The following is a 19,358-nucleotide window of genomic DNA, read 5'->3' on the forward strand; positions in this document are numbered from 1 at the left end:
GCTCACGCGCCGACCGGGAGCCGGGCGCGCAGCAGGGCGGCGAGGGAGGCGGCGAGTTCGACGGGTTCCACCGGGAGGGTGACCGCGGCGTCCGCGCGGCTCCAGGTGGCCAGCCAGGCGTCCTGGGGGCGTCCGACGAGGAGCAGGACGGGCGGGCAGTGGAAGACCTCGTCCTTGATCTGCCGGCAGACGCCCATGCCGCCGGCCGGGGCGGCCTCGCCGTCCAGGACGCAGGCGTCGACGCCGCCCTCGTCCAGGCGGGCGAGGAGGGCGGGCAGCGTGGCGCACTCCACGAACCCGACCGGGGGGACGTCGGCCGCGGGCCTGCGCCCGGCCGCCAGCCGCACCTGCGCGCGTGTGTTCGCGTCGTCGCTGTAGACCAGGACCGTGGCACTCGACTGCATCGTTCCTCCGTGGGGAAGTCCGTGGGACGGTCGTCGACCGATGCGGCGGATGCTACTCCGCTCCACTGCCCGTCAACACCCGTTCGCCGACCGTTCGAAGGGTGGTTTCCGCCCCCTCCACTGGGCCGTTCGGGCTGGACACACCCCTCTGACACTCCGAACGGCACCCCCCGGAGTGAGGGCGGGATAAGCGACCGACATAATGTCGGTCGTGGCGACAGTAACGACAGTAGAAACAGGGCACGCGCACCCGTCGGTCAATCGACCGAACCTCACCAGCGTCGGAACCATCATCTGGTTGAGCTCCGAGCTGATGTTCTTCGCGGCCCTCTTCGCGATGTACTTCACCCTGCGATCGGTGACGGGTGCCGAGTTCTGGGCAGAAAAGGCCTCGGCGCTGAACTTCCCGTTCTCGGCGACCAACACCACGATCCTGGTGCTCTCCTCCCTCACCTGTCAGCTCGGCGTCTTCGCCGCCGAGCGGGGCGATGTGAAGAAGCTCCGGACGTGGTTCATCATCACGTTCGTGATGGGTGCGATCTTCATCGGCGGACAGGTCTTCGAGTACACCGAGCTGGTCAAGCACGAGGGGCTCTCCCTCTCGTCGGACCCGTACGGCTCGGTGTTCTACCTGACCACCGGCTTCCACGGCCTGCACGTGACAGGCGGTCTCATCGCCTTCCTGCTGGTCCTGGGCCGGACGTACGCCGCCAAGAGGTTCACCCACGAGCAGGCAACCGCCGCCATCGTCGTGTCCTACTACTGGCACTTCGTCGATGTCGTCTGGATCGGCCTCTTCGCCACGATCTACATGATCAAGTAATCGGATCCGCCACCACGGCGGACCGAGACATCCAGCAAGCACCGACGCAGAAGATCCTGACACCGGGGTAATCCGTGAAAAAGCTCTCCGCACGACGACGCCATCCGCTGGCGGCGGTCGTCGTCCTACTTCTCGCGCTGGCGGCCACGGGGGGGCTGTACGCCGCGTTCGCGCCCGCGGGCACGGCGAAGGCCGACGAGACCGCCCAGTCCCTCGCCATCGAGGAGGGGAAGAAGCTCTACTCCGTCGGCTGCGCCAGCTGCCACGGAACCGGCGGTCAGGGCACCACTGACGGCCCCTCCCTCGTCGGCGTGGGCTCGGCCGCCGTGGACTTCCAGGTCGGCACGGGCCGCATGCCGGCCCAGCAGCCGGGCGCCCAGGTCCCGAAGAAGAAGGTCATCTACACGCAGGCCGAGATCGACCGGCTCGCGGCGTACGTGGCCTCCCTCGGAGCCGGCCCGATCACGCCGACCGAGCAGCAGTACAACCCCGCGGGCGCCGACAAGGGCCGGGGCGGCGAACTGTTCCGCACCAACTGTGCCCAGTGCCACAACTTCACCGGGGAGGGCGGCGCGCTGACCCACGGCAAGTACGCCCCGAGCCTCGAAGGCGTGAGCCCGAAGCACCTCTACGAGGCCATGCAGACCGGCCCGCAGAACATGCCCTCCTTCCCCGACACGACCATGCCGGAGAAGGAGAAGAAGGACATCATCGCGTACGTCCAGGCCGTCAACAGCGACGAGGCCGACAACCCGGGCGGTCTCTCCCTCGGTGGACTCGGTCCCGTCAGCGAGGGCCTGTTCGCCTGGATCTTCGGTCTGGGTGCGCTCATCGCAGTTGCCATCTGGGTCGCGGCCCACACCGCTAAGGCCAAGAAGTCATGAGTAGCCAAGAGATTCCAGAAGAGAACCTGCCGGCAGTGCAGGACACCGCGCACGGCGCGGTGAAGGTCGCCGACGACCCGTTCGCCGACCCGGGCCTCCCGCCCCACAAGCCCCGCATCCAGGACATCGACGAGCGGGCCGCCCGCCGGTCCGAGCGCGCGGTCGCCTTCATGTTCACGCTGTCGATGCTGGCCACGATCGGCTTCATCGCCTCGTACGTGATCTTCCCGGTCGACAAGATCGTGTACATCTGGCCCTTCGGCCGGGTGTCCGCGCTCAACTTCTCCCTGGGTCTGACCCTCGGCGCCTCCCTCTTCTTCATCGGCGCGGGCGCGGTCCACTGGGCCCGCACCCTGATGTCCGACGTCGAGGTGGCGGACGAGCGTCACCCGATCGAGGCGTCGCCCGAGGTCAAGGCGAAGGTCATGGCGGACTTCGCGGCCGGTGCCGCCGAGTCCGGCATGGGCCGCCGCAAGCTCATCCGCAACACGATGTTCGGCGCGCTGGCGCTCATGCCGCTCTCCAGCATCGTGCTGCTGCGCGACATGGGCCCGCTGCCCGAGAAGAAGCTCCGGACCACCCTGTGGGCCAAGGGCAAGCAGCTCATCAACATGAACACGCACGAGCCGCTGCGTCCCGAGGACGTCGCGGTCGGTTCGCTGACCTTCGCGATGCCGGAGGGCCTCTCGGAGCACGACCACCACTTCCAGACCGAGATCGCCAAGGCCGCCCTGATGATCGTCCGGATCCAGCCGGACGACATCAAGGACAAGCGCGAGCTCGAGTGGTCGCACGAGGGCATCGTCGCCTTCTCGAAGATCTGCACCCACGTGGGCTGCCCGATCTCCCTGTACGAGCAGCAGACGCACCACGTCCTCTGCCCGTGCCACCAGTCCACCTTCGACCTCTCCGACGGCGCCCGCGTCATCTTCGGCCCGGCCGGTCACGCCCTTCCGCAGCTGCGGATCGGCGTGAACGACAAGGGCTTCCTGGAGGCGCTCGGCGACTTCGACGAGCCCGTCGGCCCTGCCTTCTGGGAGCGCGGATGAGCACCGTGACCGATACCGAAAAGAAGGCGCCCGCGGGTGAGCGGGTCGCCGACTGGGCCGACGGACGCCTGGGGATCTACACGCTGGCCAAGGCCAACATGCGGAAGATCTTCCCGGACCACTGGTCCTTCATGCTGGGCGAGATCTGCCTCTACAGCTTCCTCATCATCATCATGACGGGCGTCTACCTGACGTTGTTCTTCCACCCGTCGATGAACGAGGTGGAGTACGCCGGACCGTACGTCCCGCTCCAGGGACAGCTGATGTCCGAGGCGTTCAACTCGACCATGCACATCTCGTTCGAGGTGCGCGGTGGCCTGCTGATCCGGCAGATCCACCACTGGGCGGCGCTGATCTTCCTCGCCGGCATGTTCGTGCACATGATGCGCGTGTTCTTCACCGGCGCGTTCCGCAAGCCGCGCGAGATCAACTGGCTGTTCGGCTTCCTGCTGTTCTTCCTGGGCATGTTCACCGGCTTCACCGGCTACTCGCTCCCGGACGACCTGCTCTCCGGCACCGGTGTCCGCTTCATGCAGGGCGCGATCCTGTCCGTGCCGGTCGTCGGCACGTACCTCTCGATGTTCCTGTTCGGCGGGGAGTTCCCCGGCGGCGACTTCGTCGCCCGGTTCTACTCGGCGCACATCCTGCTGCTGCCCGGCATCATGCTGGGCCTCGTGGTCGCCCACCTCATCCTGGTGTTCGTCCACAAGCACACGCAGTTCGAGGGCCCCGGCCGCACGAACAAGAACGTCGTCGGCATGCCGCTGCTGCCCGTGTACATGGCGAAGGCCGGAGGCTTCTTCTTCCTGGTCTTCGGCGTCATCGCGGTCATCGCGGCGATCGCCTCGATCAACCCGATCTGGGCGCTCGGCCCGTACCGCCCGGACCAGGTGTCCACCGGCGCCCAGCCCGACTGGTACATGGGCTTCGCCGAGGGCCTGATCCGCGTCATGCCGGGCTGGGAGATCAACCTCTGGGGCCACACGCTCGTCCTGGGCGTGATGATCCCGCTGGCGATCTTCCCGGCGGTGCTCGGCGCGATCGCGGTCTACCCGTTCATCGAGTCCTGGATCACGGGCGACAAGCGCGAGCACCACATCGCGCAGCGCCCGCGCAACGCTCCGACGCGCACCGGTTTCGGCGTCGCCTGGATCACCGCGTACATGATCATGCTCGTGGGCGGTGGAAACGACCTCTGGGCGACCCACTTCCACCTGTCGATCAACTCGATCACCTGGTTCGTGCGGATCTTCTTCTTCGTCGGCCCGGTCATCGCGTTCATCGTCACCAAGCGGATCTGCCTCGGCCTCCAGCGCCGGGACAGGGACAAGGTGCTGCACGGCCGCGAGTCGGGCATCATCAAGCGCCTGCCGCACGGTGAGTTCGTCGAGATCCACGAGCCGCTCAGCCAGGGCGAGCTGCACCGCCTCACGGCGCACGAGCAGTACGAGCCCGCGGCGCTGCCGCCGGCCGTGGACGAGAACGGCGTGGAGCGGAAGATCGGCCGCATGGAGAAGCTGCGGATCAAGCTCAACAGGGGCTACTACGGCGGGGACAGCCAGATCCCCAAGCCCACCGTCGAGGAGTACAAGGAGATCCAGAGCGGCCACGGCCACCACTGATCACCTGACGCCCCCGACGCCCTGAAGTCGCCACGGCAAGAGCCCCGTCCACACGCCGGACGGGGCTCTTCGCCGTCCCCGGGGGTCGATAGGGTGGGCCCGTATCCGTCACGCGATGATGACCGGGAGCTGCCATGGGCGCTGTGACCCCCGCTGGAGGACCCACCACGGCGGGCCGCTCCTGGCCCGTCGTCCTGGACGGCCTGCTGAGCGGCCGCGACCAGAGTGCCGAGGACACCGCCTGGGCCATGGACCGGATCCTGCGCGGCGAGGCCACCGACGCGCAGATCGCCGGGTTCGTCGTGGCCCTGCGCGCCAAGGGCGAGACCGTCGAGGAGATCACCGGCCTCGTCCGGACGATGTACGAGCACGCCAACACCATCGAGGTGCCCGGCGCCACCGTCGACATCGTGGGCACCGGCGGCGACGGCGCCAAGACCGTCAACATCTCCACCATGTCCGCGATCGTGGTCGCCGGAACGGGGGCCAAGGTCGTCAAGCACGGCAACCGCGCGGCCTCCTCCGCCTCCGGGGCCTCCGACGTCCTGGAGAAGCTCGGCGTCAACCTGGACCTGACCCCGAAGCGGGTTGCCGAGGTCGCCGAGGAGGCCGGCGTCACCTTCTGCTTCGCCGTGAGGTTCCACCCGGCGCTGCGCCACGTCGCGACGGCCCGCAGGGAACTCGGCATCCGCACCGTCTTCAACTTCCTCGGCCCGCTCACCAACCCGGCCCGGGTGCGGGCCCAGGCGACCGGGGTGGCGGACCCCCGGATGGCCCCCATCGTCGCCGGGGTGCTTGCCGGGCGCGGCTCCTCCGCGCTCGTCTTCCGCGGTGACGACGGGCTCGACGAGCTGACCACCACGGCCACCTCGCGGGTCTGGGTGGTCCGGGACGGCGCGGTGCGGGAGGAGACCTTCGACCCCCGCGACGTCGGCATCGACCTCGTGCCGGTGGAGGCGCTGCGCGGCGCCGACGCCTCGTACAACGCCGACGTGGCCCGCCGGCTGCTCGCCGGGGAGACCGGGCCGGTGCGGGACGCGGTGCTGCTCAACTCGGCGGCGGCGCTGACGGCGCTCGAACCGGGGGAGGGCACCCTCGCGGAGCGGATCCGCGCGGGCATGGAGAAGGCCGCCGAGGCGATCGACTCCGGTGCCGCCCGGCGGGCCCTGGAGCGCTGGATCGCCGCCAGCAACGCGTAGCCCGCGCGCCGTACGGCCCCGGTCCACCATGCGGACCGGGGTCTTGCGCCGCGGCGATCATGTGGCAGGATGCTCTCCAGGTCACGAGTGACAGCGTTTTGGCCCCGGCTCGCTGTCCGGCAACCCTCCTTCCGTGGCGGGGTGCCCCGGGTGATGACCAGGCCGCAGGCAGCGAGGTCTGCGGCAAGCGCGGATCCCTCGAACACCAGGGGTCCTGGTCAACCGAGGAGTGTTTTCCGTGAGCAAGCGAATGCGATAGGGCGAGTCCGCCCCTTCTTCACCCTCGGAACAGGGTCCCTTCCGCGTACCCCCGTGTCCTCCGAGGCGTCACCCGTACCCCGCCGTGTCCGGCCGCGTACGGGATTCACCGAAGCCGTTCCGCACCGCCCGCCGGGAGATACCGCCATGTCCGCACGCCCGCACGCCGTCGCCGCCGTCACCACCGTCGTCGAGCCCGCCGCAGATTCCGCCGTCACCGGGCCCGCCGGTCCCTGCCGCCCCGCCCCGCTGCCCGTCCTCGGCCGGGACGTGACCGTCCCGCTCGTCACCGGCGGCGAGGTGACCTACGCGGCGCTCGACTACGCGGCCAGCGCCCCGGCCCTCCAGCGGGTCTGGGACGACGTCGCCGCGTACGCCCCGTACTACGGCAGCGTCCACCGCGGCGCCGGTTACCTCTCCCAGCTCTCCACCGACCTCTTCGAGAACAGCCGCGCCACCGTGGCGGAGTTCCTCGGCTGCCGCCCCGGCGACCAGGTCGTCTTCACCCGCTCCACCACCGACTCGCTCAACCTGCTCGCCGCCGCCCTCCCCGTCGGCTGCCAGGTCTTCGTCTTCGAGACCGAGCACCACGCCTCGCTCCTGCCCTGGGGCGACGCCCGGGTGACGTACCTCGACGCGCCGCGCACCCCCGAGCAGGCCGTCGGGACCCTGGAGCGCGCCCTCGCGGAACGGGACCCCCACGGCCCCGCCCTGGTCTGCGTCACCGGCGCCTCCAACGTCACCGGCGAGCTGTGGCCGGTGCGGGAGCTGGCCGCCGCCGCCCACGCGCACGGCGCCCGGATCGTGCTCGACGCCGCCCAGCTCGCGCCCCACCACCCGGTCTCCGTGGCGGACCTCGACGTGGACTGGGTCGCCTTCTCCGGGCACAAGCTGTACGCGCCCTTCGGCTCCGGCGTCCTCGCCGGCCGCGCCGACTGGCTCCAGGACGCCGAGCCCTACCTCGCGGGCGGCGGCGCCTCCCGCACGGTGACGCGCCGGGCCGACGGCGGCGTGGACGTGGAGTGGCACACCACCGCGGCCCGCCACGAGGCCGGTTCCCCGAACGTCATCGGCGTCCTCGCGATCGCCTCCGCCTGCAAGGCGCTCGACGAGGCCGGCTTCGACGCCCTCGTCGAGCGCGAGAACCGCCTGGTCGCCCGGGTGCGCGCGGGCCTGGCCGAGGTCCCCGAGGTCAGGGTCCTCTCGCTCTTCGGCGACGACGCCCCGCGCGTCGGCGTCATCTCCTTCGTCGTGGAGGGCTGGAACAGCTCCCACTTCGCCGCCGCCCTCTCCGCCGAGTACGGCATCGGCGTCCGCGACGGCCTCTTCTGCGCCCATCCGCTGGTCCGCACCCTGCTCGGCGGCGACCCGGGGGACCCGGGCGAGTGCGGCGCCCCCGAGGCGGCGCCGGGGGAGAGGTCCCTCAACGCCGTCCGGGTCAGCTTCGGCGCCGGCACCCCCGACGAGCACGTGGAGCGGTTCGTCGGCGCCGTGAAGGAGCTGGTCCGGGACGGCGCCCGGTGGAAGTACCGCACCGAGGACGGCCGTTGCGTCCCGGACCGCGGCTGAGTACTCACTCGTACGGGTGAAGGGGGCCTCCCGCCCGGGAGGCCCCCTCCGTCTGCCGCCGTGAAACGCCTCAGGACTCCAGGCCGATGGCGAAGGCCGCCTCCAGGTCGTGCTGCGAGTACGTGCGGAACGCGACGTGCGTGTCCGTCGCCTCGACGCCCGGGATCTTGCTGATGCTGCCGGGGATCACGTCCGCCAGGTCGTCGTGGCGGGGCACCCGGACCATGGCGATCAGGTCGTACGTGCCGGTCACCGAGAAGACCTCGCTGACGCTGTCGAGCGCCGCGATCGACTCGGCGATCTCGGGGATGCGGTCCACGCTGGTCTTGATGAGCACGATCGCGGTGATCACGGCTGGCTTTCTCCCTCGGTGGCCGCGGCTGTGGCCTTCACTCTATCCCCACCCCGGTGGCGCACCCAGGCGTAGAGGAAGCCGAGCGAGAAGCCCACCACATGGGCCAGATACGCGACGCCGGGACCGGCCCCCGCCGTCCGCGCGGCCAGCCACTGGAGCGCGAACCAGAAGATCAGCACGATCCACGCGGGGAAGCGCAGCGGCAGGAAGAAGAGGAAGGGGAAGAGGCTGGTGACCCGGGAGCGCGGGAAGAGGAAGAGGAAGGCCCCGAGCACTCCGGAGATCGCCCCCGACGCCCCCACCAGGGTCTGCTCGCTGTCCGCGTGCGCCATCGCGTAGCCGACGAGGGCGAGGCAGCCGGTCCCCAGGTAGAAGAGGGCGTACTCGACCGGCCCCATGCGTTCCTCGGCCATCGCGCCGAAGACGTGGAGGAAGAGCATGTTCCCCAGGAGGTGGAGCCAGCCGCCGTGGACGAAGAGCGCGGTGAGCGGGGTGAGCAGGGCGCGCGGATCGCCGCTCACCAGCTCGGCGGGGACGACGCCCCAGCGGCGGAAGTGGGAGCCCTGGGCGGCGAGGAGGGCGTCGCCCGTGCCGTGCGCCGGATGGAGTCCGGAGACCGGGCCGATCGCGAAGAGGAGGCAGCAGGCGGCGATCAGCCCGTACGTCACCACGGGACCGCCGCGGACGCCCCGCAGGACGCCGCGGGCCGCGCTTCGCCATTCGATCACGGACAGATCATCGCGTACCGGGGACGAAGTGGACAGAGTGCCTCGCCGTGTTCCGGCCTTCCCGCGAGGCCGTAGTGTGGCGGACAGTACGACCGCAGTTCGACGGCGCACCGCGGCTCCCGCACCTGGTATCCCGCAACAGGAAGAAGGACGGCACGATGACGACGGTTCCCCTGCCGACCGCCGAGACCCGCTGGCGCTGCACGCTCTGCGGCAACCTCACCCGCTTCGACGTGACCCGCTCGTCCAAGGTGGTCGAGTACGTCCATCTGGACCTCGCCGGAGAACCGACGGTCGAGGAGCGGCAGGTGGTCAGTGAGACCATCGAGTCGGTCCGCTGCCGCTGGTGCAACGCGGTGGACCGGATCGAACTGGTGGACAGGCCGGGCGCCGCTTCCTGAAGGACGGCGCGGACGACATAGGGGTGACGGATCGTGGAGCAGCCCGCGCACGGTGGAGAGCCGGCCGGCGCGGCAGGTGACGCTGCCGAGGCGCTCGACCACCCACTGCCGGAGGCCGTGCGGCGGAAGGTCGTCGCGCTGGTCGCGGACGCCTTCGGCGGACTGACCGTCACGGAGCTGCCCGCGCCCCTGCGGCAGTACGCCCGGTTCACCGCGAGCCGGCGGGCCAAGTTCGCCGGCAACGCGATGGCGGCGGCCCTGGAGGGCGATCCGGTCTTCCGACAGCGGATCGGCGAACGGTTCCGTCAGGACCAGCCCGAGCTGACCGGAGCCCTGGAGAGCGGCACCCCGCCGGCGGCGGCCGACCCCGTCGACGTGGCGGCGGCCGCCTACGTGCTGCGCCCGCCCGGCTGGGTCAAGCTGGTCGCCGCCGCGGGCGAGGAGGCCCAGCGGGCCGACGCCGAGCGGGCCGACGAGGCCGGCCGGCGCGAACTGGAGCGGCTGCGCGGTGAACTCGCCGCGGCCAGGGACCGCTCCCGGGACGAGACCGAGCAGTTGAGGCACGACCTCGACGCGGCCCGCAGGGAGGCGGAGTCCTACCACCGCAAGCTGCGCAGCGCCCTGAGCGACGTCAAGCGCGGCGAGGCGGCGCTGCGCAGGGTCCAGGGCGAGATCGAGGCCGCGCGCGCGGAGGCGGCGGCCCGGGTGTCGGCCGCCGAGAGCGAGAGCCGGCGGCTCAGGGCCAGGCTCGGCGAGGTCGAGGCGGCCCTGGAGGCGAGCCGAAGGAGCGCCCGCGAGGGCCGCTCGGTGGAGGACATGCGGCTGCGGCTCCTCCTGGACACGGTCCTCGACGCGGCGCAGGGGCTGCGCCGCGAACTCGCGCTGCCACCCGTCTCGACGCATCCGGCGGACACCGTGGACGCGGTGGAGCCGGGGCGGATGTCCCCGAAGGACATCGCGGCGCGGGCGCTCTCCGAGACCGACCCGGCCCTGCTCGACCAGCTCCTGACGCTGCCGCAGACCCATCTGGTCGTCGACGGCTACAACGTCACCAAGACCGGCTATCCGACGATGCCGCTGGAGAAGCAGCGGCTGCGGCTGCTCGGCGGGCTCTCGGCCCTCGCGGCCCGTTCGGGCGCCGAGGTCACCTGTGTCTTCGACGGGGCGGAGCTGGCGGCCCCGGTGCTGCTCGCGCCGCCGCGCGGGGTGCGGGTGCTGTTCTCCAAGGCCGGGGTCACGGCGGACGAGTTGATCCGGCAGCTGGTGCGGGCGGAGCCGCCCGGCCGGCCGGTGGTGGTGGTCTCCACGGACCGCGAGGTGGCCGACGGGGTGGCGAAGGCGGGTGCGCGGCCGGTGCCGTCCGCCTTGTTGCTGAAGCGGCTTTCGCGGCTCTCGTGACCTGTGTCAACTCGTGGACCTTATGACCGGTTTCTGGACGGCACACCGTCAAGTACCCCTCACTGCCCGTACGGTGGGTGTGAACAAAGTGCCGGGTGAGCGAGATTTTTGCCGTCGGGATTTGAACTGATCACAACTTGGTCACTAGGGTCAGGGCTCGAACCTTCGCGCGGTTGATCACCCATCCGGGGTGACGGCGGAGGAACCGCCCGCCCCTGACCGGCCGGGCGGCTCTGAGGAAGAAGGAGCTCGCCTTCGTGGCGTCCCACCGTCGACCCAAGCAGCCGAGCCGCACCCGCGTGACCGTGCTCACGGTGACCGCGGCCGCGGCCGTCGCCTTCACCGCCCAGTCCGGCGCCCAGGCGGCCCCAGCCAAGCCCAAGATCGACGAGGTCAAGTCGAAGGTCGACAAGCTGCACCACGAGGCCGAGGAGGCCACGGAGCAGTACAACCAGGCCGACGAGCGCCGCGGCGAGCTGCAGAAGGAGGTCGGCGACCTCCAGGACAAGGTGGCCCGCGGCCAGCAGGAGCTCAACGTCCTGCGCGACCAGATCGGTTCGGTCGCCAGCGCCCAGTACCGCTCCGGCGGCATCGACCCGGCGCTCCAGCTCTTCCTCTCCGCCGACCCGGACACCTACCTCGACAAGGCGTCCGCGATCGACCAGCTGAGCGCCCAGCAGGCCGACGTGCTCACCTCGATCCAGGCCAAGCAGCGCACGCTCGCGCAGCAGCGCGCCGAGGCCACCGCGAAGCTCGCCGACCTCGAGGACGTCCGCAAGACCCTCGGCGAGAAGAAGCAGAAGTTCCAGGGCAAGCTCGCCGAGGCCCGCAAGCTCCTCGACACCCTCACCAAGGCCGAGCAGGACAGGCTGAAGCAGGAGGAGCGGGAGAAGGAGGAGCGGGCCAGCCGCGCCGCCGGCCAGCGCACCGACCTGACCGGCGGCGGTGCCCCGGTCGACGTGAGCAACGTGAGCGGCCTCGCCGGCAAGGCGCTCGCCGCCGCCGCCACCCAGATCGGCAAGGCGTACGCCTCCGGCGAGGAGGGCCCCAACTCGTACGACTGCTCCGGCCTGACCCAGTGGGCCTACCGCCAGGCGGGCGCCCGGATCAGCCGCGTCACCTACACCCAGCAGAACGACGGCACGAAGATCGGCCGCAGCCAGCTCCAGCCGGGCGACCTGGTCTTCTTCAACGGCCTGTCGCACGTGGGCCTCTACGCGGGCAACAACACGATCCTGCACGCCCCCAAGCCGGGCGCCTTCGTCCGCTACGAGTCCATGGACTACATGGGCACCTTCCAGTTCGGCGTCCGCGTCGGCGGCTGATCCCGCCGACCCGCGCGGCATGCCGCCCGAACGGGTGGTTCGCCGCGAACGGAACGGACCCGACGCCCCGCCGGTGACCTGTGGTCTCCGGCGGGGCGTCACTGTGCGTGCCCGTCGCGCTCGTTGGACGCGGTCGTGGCAGCGGCTACTGTCTGCCGCGCCAGTCCGCGTCGAGCCGAACGGAGCGCGATCCGTGGCGTCCCACCGCCGATCCGCCAGGGTCACCGTCCTCACCGCCGCCGCGGCCACCGCCGCGGCGTCCCTCGGGGCCGTCCCCGCGAGCGCCGACCCGGGGGCCGGCACCGAGACCGCCCGGGCCGCGGTCGACCGCCTCTTCGCGGAGGCGGAACGGGCCACGGAGGCCTACCACCGGGCGGACGAGAAGGCGGACGCGCTGCGCCGGACGGTCTCCCGGGCCCAGGACGGCCTCGCCCGGGGCCAGGAGCGGGTCAACCGCATGCGGAGCGTCCTCGGCGCGGTCGCCGGGGCCCAGTACCGCTCCGGGGGCATGGACCCCGCCCTCGCCCTGCTGCTCTCCTCCGACCCGGACAGCTACCTCGAACGGGCCTCCGCCCTCGACCGGGCCACCGACCGCCAGAACGACGCGCTCGGCGCCCTCCGGCGGGAACAGCGCCGCCTGGAGCAGCTGCGGAGCGAGGGCCGCGCGGCCCTCGCCGAGCTGGAGCGCGGCCGGGACGAGGTCGCCCGTCACAAGCGCGCCGTGGAGGGGAAGCTCGCCGAGGCCCGCCGGGTGCTCGCCTCCCTCACCCCCGTGGAGCGCGCCGGCCTCGACCGCGCCTCCCGCGACGGCGGCCGCGGGACCGGCCCCGGCGGGGAGAACGCCGGGAGCGGCCCCGCCTACGGGCCGCTCCCGGCCGGTTCCGGCCCGGTCTCCTCCCGGGCCGCCGCCGCGCTGGCCGCCGCCCGCAGCGCGATCGGCAGGCCGTACGTGTGGGGCGCGACCGGCCCCTCCGCCTTCGACTGCTCGGGCCTGACGGTCTGGGCGTACCGGCAGGCCGGGGTCGGCCTGCCGCGCACCTCCGCCGCGCAGCGGTACGCGGGCCGCCGGGTCCCCCTCTCGGAGGCGCGGCCCGGTGACCTCGTCACGTACCGGGGCGACGCCAGCCACGTGGCCCTCTACGCCGGGAACGGGCAGGTCATCCATGCTCCCTACCCGGGCGCGCGGGTGCGCTACGACCCGGTGGGCATGATGTCGCACGCGACGGTGACCCGGGTCTGAGCCGGGCGCGCGGGCCCCGTCCCGCGCCGGGTCCCGGCTCCGTCCCGTCCGGGGCCGCGCCGGGTTCCGTCCGGGGCCGTCCCGCCCGGCCGGACCCCGCGACGGCCGTTCGGATCGTACGATCGGATGCGTGGCAGGTCAGAGGTGCGGAACGCGACGGCCGACAGCTCTCTGTCTGTCGGTCCTCCTGCTCGCCCTGACGGGCCTGGTCGGCTGTGCGAGGACCGGAGGGCCCACCGACACGGCCGCCCGGGAGATCCAGACGCTCCTGGACCGGCACGCCAGGGCCCTCCTGGCCCGCGACGAGCCCGGATACCGGGCCGCCCTCGACCCCGCGTACGCCCCGGCCGGCCTCGTCCTCTACCGGCGGCTGGCGGCGGTGCCGCTGGAGGGCTGGTCGTACCGGGTCACCGGCGTCGACCGCGCCGCCCCCGGCCGGGCCACCGTCCGCGCGGAGCTCGGCCACCGGCTCCGGGGCTACGACCGGCGGCCCGTCACCGGGGCCCGCGTCCTGGACCTCGCCGAGCGGGACGGACGCTGGTACGTGACCGGCGAGCGGCCCGCGAAGGGCACGCCCCGGCAGCTGTGGGAGCAGGGGGACGTCGCCGCCGTCCGGGGCGCCCGCTCCCTCGTCCTCGGCGTCGGCCAGGAACCGGCCCGGCTCCGGGAGATCGCCGCGGCGGCCGACCGGGCGGTCCCCGCCGTCGCGGGGGCCTGGCACCCGGACTGGGCCCGCCGCGTGGTCGTCCTCGTCCCCGGCTCGCTGAACGCGATGGGGGAGCTGCTGGGGGAGCCGGGAAGCTCCTACCGGGGCATAGCGGCCGTCACCACCGGCGAGACGGCGGGCGGGACGGACGCGCCCGCGGACCGGGTGATCGTCAACCCCGAGGCGTACGGCGTCCTCGGTGACTTCGGCCGGCAGCTCGTCCTCACCCACGAGACCGTCCACGTCGCCACCCGGGCCCACACCACCCCCTCGACCCCGGTCTGGCTCTCCGAGGGCTTCGCCGACTGGATCGCCTACCGGGACGCCGACCGCACCCCCGTCCAGGCCGCCCCCGAGCTGACCCGCGCGGTCCACGACGACGGCCCGCCCGCCCGGCTCCCGGAGGACGCCGACTTCGCCTTCGGCGGCGACGCGGAGGCCCTGGCGCGGGCCTATGAGGGCGGCTGGCTGGCCTGCCGGATGATCGCGGACCGCTGGAGCGAGGAGAAGCTGACGGCCTTCTACCGGGCGGTGGGCGCGCACCCGGGCCGCAAGGGCGCCGTGGAGAAGGCGCTCCACGAGGTCCTGGGCACCACGCCGGAGGACTTCACGCGGGAGTGGCGCGTGTACGTCCAGGAGCAGCTCGACTAGACCCGGCTCCCCGAGGGCCGGGGACGGCCGGCCTCAGCGCGAGCCGGTCAGGGTCTTACCGGTCCTCTCGCGGTCCGGGTGGCCCGCCTGCGCGGGAATGGCCGGGACACCGGCGGGGCGCGGCTCCGTGACCGTCTCCCGCCACAGGATCCGGCAGGCGAGGGCGGCGGCGGCGATCAGCAGGCCGTTCCGCGTGAACAGCACCGCCATGCCCAGCGGATCGCTCCGCGTCACGTGCGAGAACCACACCGGGAACTCGAACTGCGTCACCGCCGCCGCCAGGAGCACCAGGTGCGCGGGCCGCTCCATCCCGCTCGACCGGAAGGCCAGGCACACCGCCGCCAGGCCGACCAGCCACAGCATGTACTGCGGGGAGAGCACCCGGCTCGTCAGCGTGAACAGCAGCACCGCCACGAAGGCCGCGTCCGCCACCGTCGACGAGGTGAAGCGGCGCGCCCTGACCCGCCACAGCAGCAGCCAGCCGAACGCGGCGAACGTGAGCACCATCGCGGCCGTGGAGACCGTGGACACGTACGGCCCGAGGAACTCGATCGAGCCGTAGTTCATCCGCGCCTCGCCCTCCCAGCCGAAGTGCCGGGCGACGTGGAAGACCATCGAGCCCAGGGACTCGACCTCGGTGCCCCGGTCCCGCTGGAAGGAGAGGAAGGCCAGCGCCCCCGGCATCCACAGCACGCAGAACGCCAGCACCGCCGCCGCCGCGCCCACCGCCGCCGGCCACGAGCGGAACGTCGCCCGTCCCTTGGGGGTGCCCGCGAGGATCAGCACCGGCCACACCTTCAGGACCGCGCCGAAGCCGGCCAGCGCGCCGAGCACGCGCGGGCTCCGGCCGGCCGCGAGCAGGCCCGCCACCGCGACGGCGGTCACCATCACGTCGTACCGGGCGTACGTGATCGGGCCGAGCAGCGGGACGCCCGCCAGCCAGAACCAGGCGCCCCGGGTCGTCCGGCCCGCCCGGCGGCCGGTGTGGAGCAGCAGGCCGAAGACCAGCGCGTCGCAGAGGAGCGCGAGGACGAAGAAGGCGGCCGAGTAGCCGAGGAACGGCAGCAGCGCGGGGGAGAGGACCGCGAACGCGGCGGCCGGCGGGTACTGCCAGGTGACGTCGTCCAGCGGGTACGTGCCGGTCCGCAGGACGTCGTACCAGCCCTGGTAGATGTCCTCGATGTCGAAGGTGATGTCCGGGCCGGGGATCACCACGACCTTGAACACGACCAGCAGGAGGAGCGTCCGGCTGAGGCCCCAGAGCCCGAGGGGAAGTCGCAGGTCCGCGCGTGATCCGTTGCCCGCTGCGCCCGTCGTCACTGTCTCGTCCTTGTTCTGTCGGCCCGCTGGCGCGGGAGGGGTGGTGGTGCCGGGCGGAGGATGTGATCGCGTACTGTCGGCCCCGATGCACAAGACCCTGATCGTAACCAACGACTTCCCGCCGCGTCCCGGGGGAATCCAGGCCTTCCTGCACAACATGGCCCTGCGCCTGGACCCCCGGCGGGTCGTGGTCTACGCCTCCACCTGGAAACACGGCCGCGAGGGGACCGAGGCGACGGCCGCGTTCGACGCCGAACAGCCTTTCACGGTCGTCCGGGACCGCACCACCATGCTGCTGCCCACCCCCCGGGTCACCGCCCGCGCCACCGCGCTGCTGCGCGAGCACGGCTGCGAGTCCGTGTGGTTCGGCGCCGCCGCCCCGCTCGGCCTGATGGCCCCGGCCCTGCGGCGGGCGGGCGCCCGGCGCCTGGTCGCCACCACCCACGGCCACGAGGCCGGCTGGGCCCAGCTCCCCGGCTCCCGGCAGCTGCTCCGCCGCATCGGCGAGGGCACGGACACGGTCACCTACCTCGGCGAGTACACCCGGTCCCGGATCGCGGCGGCCCTCACGCCCGCCGCCGCCGGCCGGATGGTCCAGCTTCCGCCCGGCGTGGACGAGAAGACCTTCCACCCCGGTTCGGGCGGCGCCGAGGTCCGCGCCCGGCTCGGGCTCAGCGACCGCCCCGTCGTGGTCTGCGTCTCCCGGCTCGTCCCCCGCAAGGGCCAGGACACGCTGATCAGGGCCCTGCCGCGGATCCTGAGCGGGGTTCCGGACGCCGTCCTCCTGATCGTCGGCGGCGGCCCGTACGAGAAGGACCTGCGCCGTCTCGCCGCCGAGACGGGCGTGGCCGGATCCGTACGGTTCACCGGGGCCGTCCCCTGGGCGGAGCTGCCCGCCCACTACGGCGCCGGCGACGTCTTCGCCATGCCCTGCCGCACCCGGCGCGGCGGCCTGGACGTCGAGGGCCTCGGCATCGTCTACCTGGAGGCGTCCGCCACCGGCCTGCCCGTCGTCGCGGGCGACTCCGGGGGCGCCCCCGACGCCGTTCTCGACGGCGAGACCGGCTGGGTCGTCCGGGGCGGCTCCCCCGAGGACACCGCCGACCGCGTCACCACCCTCCTCCTCGACCCCGGCCTGCGCGCCCGCATGGGCGAGCGGGGCCGGGCCTGGGTCGAGGAGCGGTGGCGCTGGGACCTGCTGGCGGAGCGGCTGCGCGAGCTGCTCTGAGACGGGCGCGAACTCACGGGAAGCGCGCGAACCACGCGGAGGAGGGGCCCGGGGCGAACGTTCGCCCCGGGCCCCTCCTCCGCGTCGCGTCCGGGCTCAGCCCCGGTAGAGCGCCTCGATCTCGTCCGCGAAGTCCTTCGCCACCACGTTCCGCTTCAGCTTCAGGGACGGGGTGATGTGACCCGCCTCCTCCGTGAACTGGGCGGGCAGGACGCGGAACTTGCGGACCGACTCCGCCTTGGAGACCGCCGCGTTGCCGTCGTCGACCGCCCGCTGGACCTCCGCCAGGAGCTCCGCGTCCTCGCACAGGGAGGCCGCCGTCGAACCGGCCGGCTTGCCGTGCTCGGCGGCCCAGCGGCCGAGGAACTCCTCGTCGATCGTGACGAGCGCGCCCACGAACGGGCGCCCGTCGCCGACCACCATGCACTCCGCGACCAGGGCGTGCGCCCGGATGCGGTCCTCGATGACCGCCGGGGCGACGTTCTTGCCGCCCGCCGTGACCAGGATCTCCTTCTTCCGGCCGGTGATCGCGAGGTAGCCGTCCTCGTCGAGGGTGCCGATGTCGCCCGTGTGGAACCAGCCGTCCGCCAGCGCCTCGGCCGTCGCCGCCTCGTTGTTCCAGTACCCCGAGAAGACGTGCTCGCCGTGCAGCAGCACCTCGCCGTCGTCGGCGATCCGCACCACGGAACCGGGCAGCGGCTGGCCGACCGTGCCGATCTTCGGGCGGTCCCACGGGTTGAACGCGGTCGCCGCGCACGACTCCGTCAGGCCGTAGCCCTCCAGGACCGTGAAGCCGATGCCCCGGAAGAAGTGGCCGAGCCGCTCGCCCAGCGGCGCGCCGCCCGAGATCGCGTACTCCCCGCGCCCGCCGAGCACCGCCCGCAGCTTCCCGTACACCAGCTTGTCGAAGAGCCCGTGCTTCAGCCGCAGGCCGAAGGAGGGGCCCTGCGGGGTGCTCAGCGCCCGGCTGTACGCGATGGCCGTGTGCGCGGCCCTGTCGAAGATCTTGCCCTTGCCGTCGGCCTGCGCCTTCGCCCGCGCCGAGTTGTAGACCTTCTCGAAGACCCGGGGCACGCCCAGGATCAGCGTCGGCCGGAACGAGGCCAGCTCGTCCGTCAGGGTCTTGATGTCGGGCAGACAGCCCAGGCGGATCGGGGCCATCACCGAGGCCACCTCGATCAGCCGGCCGAAGACGTGCGCGGCGGGCAGGAAGAGCAGCACCGACGACTCGCCCGTGCGGAAGAGGGGCTTCAGCCGCTCCACCACGTTGCCGCACTCGGCGAAGAAGGCCCGGTGGGTCAGGACGCAGCCCTTGGGACGGCCCGTCGTGCCCGAGGTGTAGACGATCGTCGCCGGGTCGTCGGCGGTCGCCGCCGACATGCGCCCGTCCAGCAGTTCGTCGGAGACGCCGGCCCCGTCGGCGGTGAGCCGCGCGACGGCGTCGTCCTCGATCCGCCACACGCCCGTGAGCTCCGGCAGGTACTCCCGGACGGAGGCCACCGCCTCCTCGTGGGCCGCGCTCTCCACCAGGACGAGCTTCGCGCCCGAGTCGCCCAGGATCCACCGGATCTGCTCCGGCGAGCTGGTCTCGTACACCGGCACGGTCACCGCGCCCGCGCTCCAGATCGCGAAGTCCAGGAGCACCCACTCGTACCGCGTGCGGGAGAGCAGCGCGACCCGGTCGCCCGGCTCCACGCCGGCGGCGATCAGCCCCTTGGCGGCGCCCCGGACCTCGGCGAGGAACTCCGTGGCGGTGACGTCCGTCCAGACGCCGTCGGTCTTGCGCCCCATCACGGCGACGTCTGGGTGCTGGGAGGCGTTGCGGCGGATGAGATCCGTCAGGTTGCCGTCCGTGGGGACCTCGTACAGGGCCGGAAGGCTGAACTCGCGCAAGACTGCTGCTCCTCATCGGGCGCCGGCGCCACGGCTCTGTGTGATGCACCGGTGTAGTCCATGTCCGGGCGGGTGCTCAGTGGGGTGAGCACGACTGGACTGCCCGGACGTTACCCACCAGTACATGGTTCCCGATAGGGGGTCCCGGCCAGATGTTCCCTGCGTCACACACCCGTGACGGTGCTCTGCGCACAGTAATCCACCGCGTTCCCGACTCGGAAGTAACCGCAGGTAGGGCGGCCGGAAGCCGTGCGGCTGACCGGATCGGGCCGGGTCCGGCCGGACCCCGCCCGCTTCGCGGGACG

Annotated in this window: 17 protein-coding genes and 1 riboswitch; of the genes, 12 read left to right on the forward strand and 5 right to left on the reverse strand. The window is 72.4% G+C overall.

What is annotated here, in order from left to right:
* Positions 1-2: 2 nt before the first annotated feature.
* On the reverse strand, positions 3-404 hold the full coding sequence (locus tag ACFYZY_RS21620) for a hypothetical protein (RefSeq protein WP_388696518.1): 402 nt from the start codon (positions 402-404) through the stop codon (positions 3-5).
* A 202-nt stretch (positions 405-606) separates the two neighbouring features.
* Between ACFYZY_RS21620 and ACFYZY_RS21625 the strand changes: the two genes are divergently transcribed.
* From ACFYZY_RS21625 to ACFYZY_RS21650, 6 genes are all read left to right on the forward strand, one after another.
* Positions 607-1,227 (forward strand): heme-copper oxidase subunit III, encoded by a 621-nt coding sequence (locus tag ACFYZY_RS21625; RefSeq protein ID WP_015033013.1) that lies wholly within the window; start codon positions 607-609, stop codon positions 1,225-1,227.
* A 74-nt stretch (positions 1,228-1,301) separates the two neighbouring features.
* Entirely contained in the window at positions 1,302-2,111 is an 810-nt protein-coding gene (locus ACFYZY_RS21630; RefSeq protein WP_388696521.1) for a c-type cytochrome, read from the forward strand.
* Complete coding sequence (locus ACFYZY_RS21635; protein ID WP_388696523.1) at positions 2,108-3,160, forward strand: Rieske 2Fe-2S domain-containing protein; 1,053 nt, start codon at positions 2,108-2,110, stop codon at positions 3,158-3,160. The genes ACFYZY_RS21630 and ACFYZY_RS21635 overlap by 4 nt, the downstream gene beginning before the upstream one ends.
* A complete protein-coding gene (locus tag ACFYZY_RS21640; protein WP_388696526.1) occupies positions 3,157-4,782 on the forward strand; it encodes a cytochrome bc complex cytochrome b subunit in 1,626 nt (541 codons plus the stop codon). The genes ACFYZY_RS21635 and ACFYZY_RS21640 overlap by 4 nt, the downstream gene beginning before the upstream one ends.
* Before the next feature lie 134 nt (positions 4,783-4,916).
* Positions 4,917-5,981, forward strand: coding sequence for an anthranilate phosphoribosyltransferase (gene trpD, locus ACFYZY_RS21645; RefSeq protein WP_388696528.1), 1,065 nt, complete (start codon positions 4,917-4,919; stop codon positions 5,979-5,981).
* Positions 5,982-6,060: 79 nt separating this feature from the next.
* Positions 6,061-6,177, forward strand: a riboswitch (SAM riboswitch).
* A 209-nt stretch (positions 6,178-6,386) separates the two neighbouring features.
* Complete coding sequence (locus ACFYZY_RS21650; protein WP_388696531.1) at positions 6,387-7,808, forward strand: aminotransferase class V-fold PLP-dependent enzyme; 1,422 nt, start codon at positions 6,387-6,389, stop codon at positions 7,806-7,808.
* Between the two features lie 70 nt (positions 7,809-7,878).
* Here ACFYZY_RS21650 and ACFYZY_RS21655 read toward each other — a convergent pair whose 3' ends face one another.
* On the reverse strand, positions 7,879-8,160 hold the full coding sequence (locus tag ACFYZY_RS21655; protein WP_030205672.1) for an Lrp/AsnC family transcriptional regulator: 282 nt from the start codon (positions 8,158-8,160) through the stop codon (positions 7,879-7,881).
* Positions 8,157-8,891 carry a rhomboid family intramembrane serine protease gene (locus ACFYZY_RS21660; protein ID WP_388696533.1) on the reverse strand — a complete coding sequence of 245 codons (735 nt, stop codon included), beginning with the start codon at positions 8,889-8,891 and terminating at the stop codon, positions 8,157-8,159. The genes ACFYZY_RS21655 and ACFYZY_RS21660 overlap by 4 nt, the downstream gene beginning before the upstream one ends.
* A 158-nt stretch (positions 8,892-9,049) precedes the next feature.
* Between ACFYZY_RS21660 and ACFYZY_RS21665 the strand changes: the two genes are divergently transcribed.
* The 5 genes from ACFYZY_RS21665 to ACFYZY_RS21685 all read left to right on the forward strand — a co-directional run bounded on the left by ACFYZY_RS21665 (position 9,050) and on the right by ACFYZY_RS21685 (position 14,612).
* Positions 9,050-9,292, forward strand: a complete 243-nt coding sequence (locus tag ACFYZY_RS21665) for a hypothetical protein (RefSeq protein ID WP_030205668.1) — start codon at positions 9,050-9,052, stop codon at positions 9,290-9,292.
* Positions 9,293-9,325: 33 nt separating this feature from the next.
* Complete coding sequence (locus ACFYZY_RS21670; RefSeq protein ID WP_388696536.1) at positions 9,326-10,690, forward strand: NYN domain-containing protein; 1,365 nt, start codon at positions 9,326-9,328, stop codon at positions 10,688-10,690.
* A 257-nt stretch (positions 10,691-10,947) separates the two neighbouring features.
* Positions 10,948-12,015, forward strand: a complete 1,068-nt coding sequence (locus tag ACFYZY_RS21675; protein WP_388696539.1) for an NlpC/P60 family protein — start codon at positions 10,948-10,950, stop codon at positions 12,013-12,015.
* A gap of 193 nt (positions 12,016-12,208) precedes the next feature.
* On the forward strand, positions 12,209-13,255 hold the full coding sequence (locus ACFYZY_RS21680; protein WP_388696542.1) for an NlpC/P60 family protein: 1,047 nt from the start codon (positions 12,209-12,211) through the stop codon (positions 13,253-13,255).
* 130 nt (positions 13,256-13,385) lie between these two features.
* Positions 13,386-14,612, forward strand: coding sequence for a hypothetical protein (locus ACFYZY_RS21685; protein ID WP_388696544.1), 1,227 nt, complete (start codon positions 13,386-13,388; stop codon positions 14,610-14,612).
* A 33-nt stretch (positions 14,613-14,645) separates the two neighbouring features.
* Here the strand turns inward: ACFYZY_RS21685 and ACFYZY_RS21690 are convergent, their stop codons facing one another.
* Entirely contained in the window at positions 14,646-15,932 is a 1,287-nt protein-coding gene (locus ACFYZY_RS21690; protein WP_388696547.1) for a glycosyltransferase 87 family protein, read from the reverse strand.
* 85 nt (positions 15,933-16,017) lie between these two features.
* Here ACFYZY_RS21690 and ACFYZY_RS21695 point away from each other — a divergent pair, with 85 nt between their 5' ends.
* Positions 16,018-17,160 (forward strand): glycosyltransferase family 4 protein, encoded by a 1,143-nt coding sequence (locus ACFYZY_RS21695; RefSeq protein WP_388696550.1) that lies wholly within the window; start codon positions 16,018-16,020, stop codon positions 17,158-17,160.
* Positions 17,161-17,256: 96 nt separating this feature from the next.
* Here the strand turns inward: ACFYZY_RS21695 and ACFYZY_RS21700 are convergent, their stop codons facing one another.
* On the reverse strand, positions 17,257-19,053 hold the full coding sequence (locus ACFYZY_RS21700) for an AMP-dependent synthetase/ligase (RefSeq protein ID WP_388696552.1): 1,797 nt from the start codon (positions 19,051-19,053) through the stop codon (positions 17,257-17,259).
* Between the last annotated feature and the right edge of the window lie 305 nt (positions 19,054-19,358).

It is taken from the genome of Streptomyces sp. NPDC001744 (assembly GCF_042892575.1).
In the GTDB taxonomy this organism is placed as follows: Bacteria; Actinomycetota; Actinomycetes; order Streptomycetales; family Streptomycetaceae; genus Streptomyces.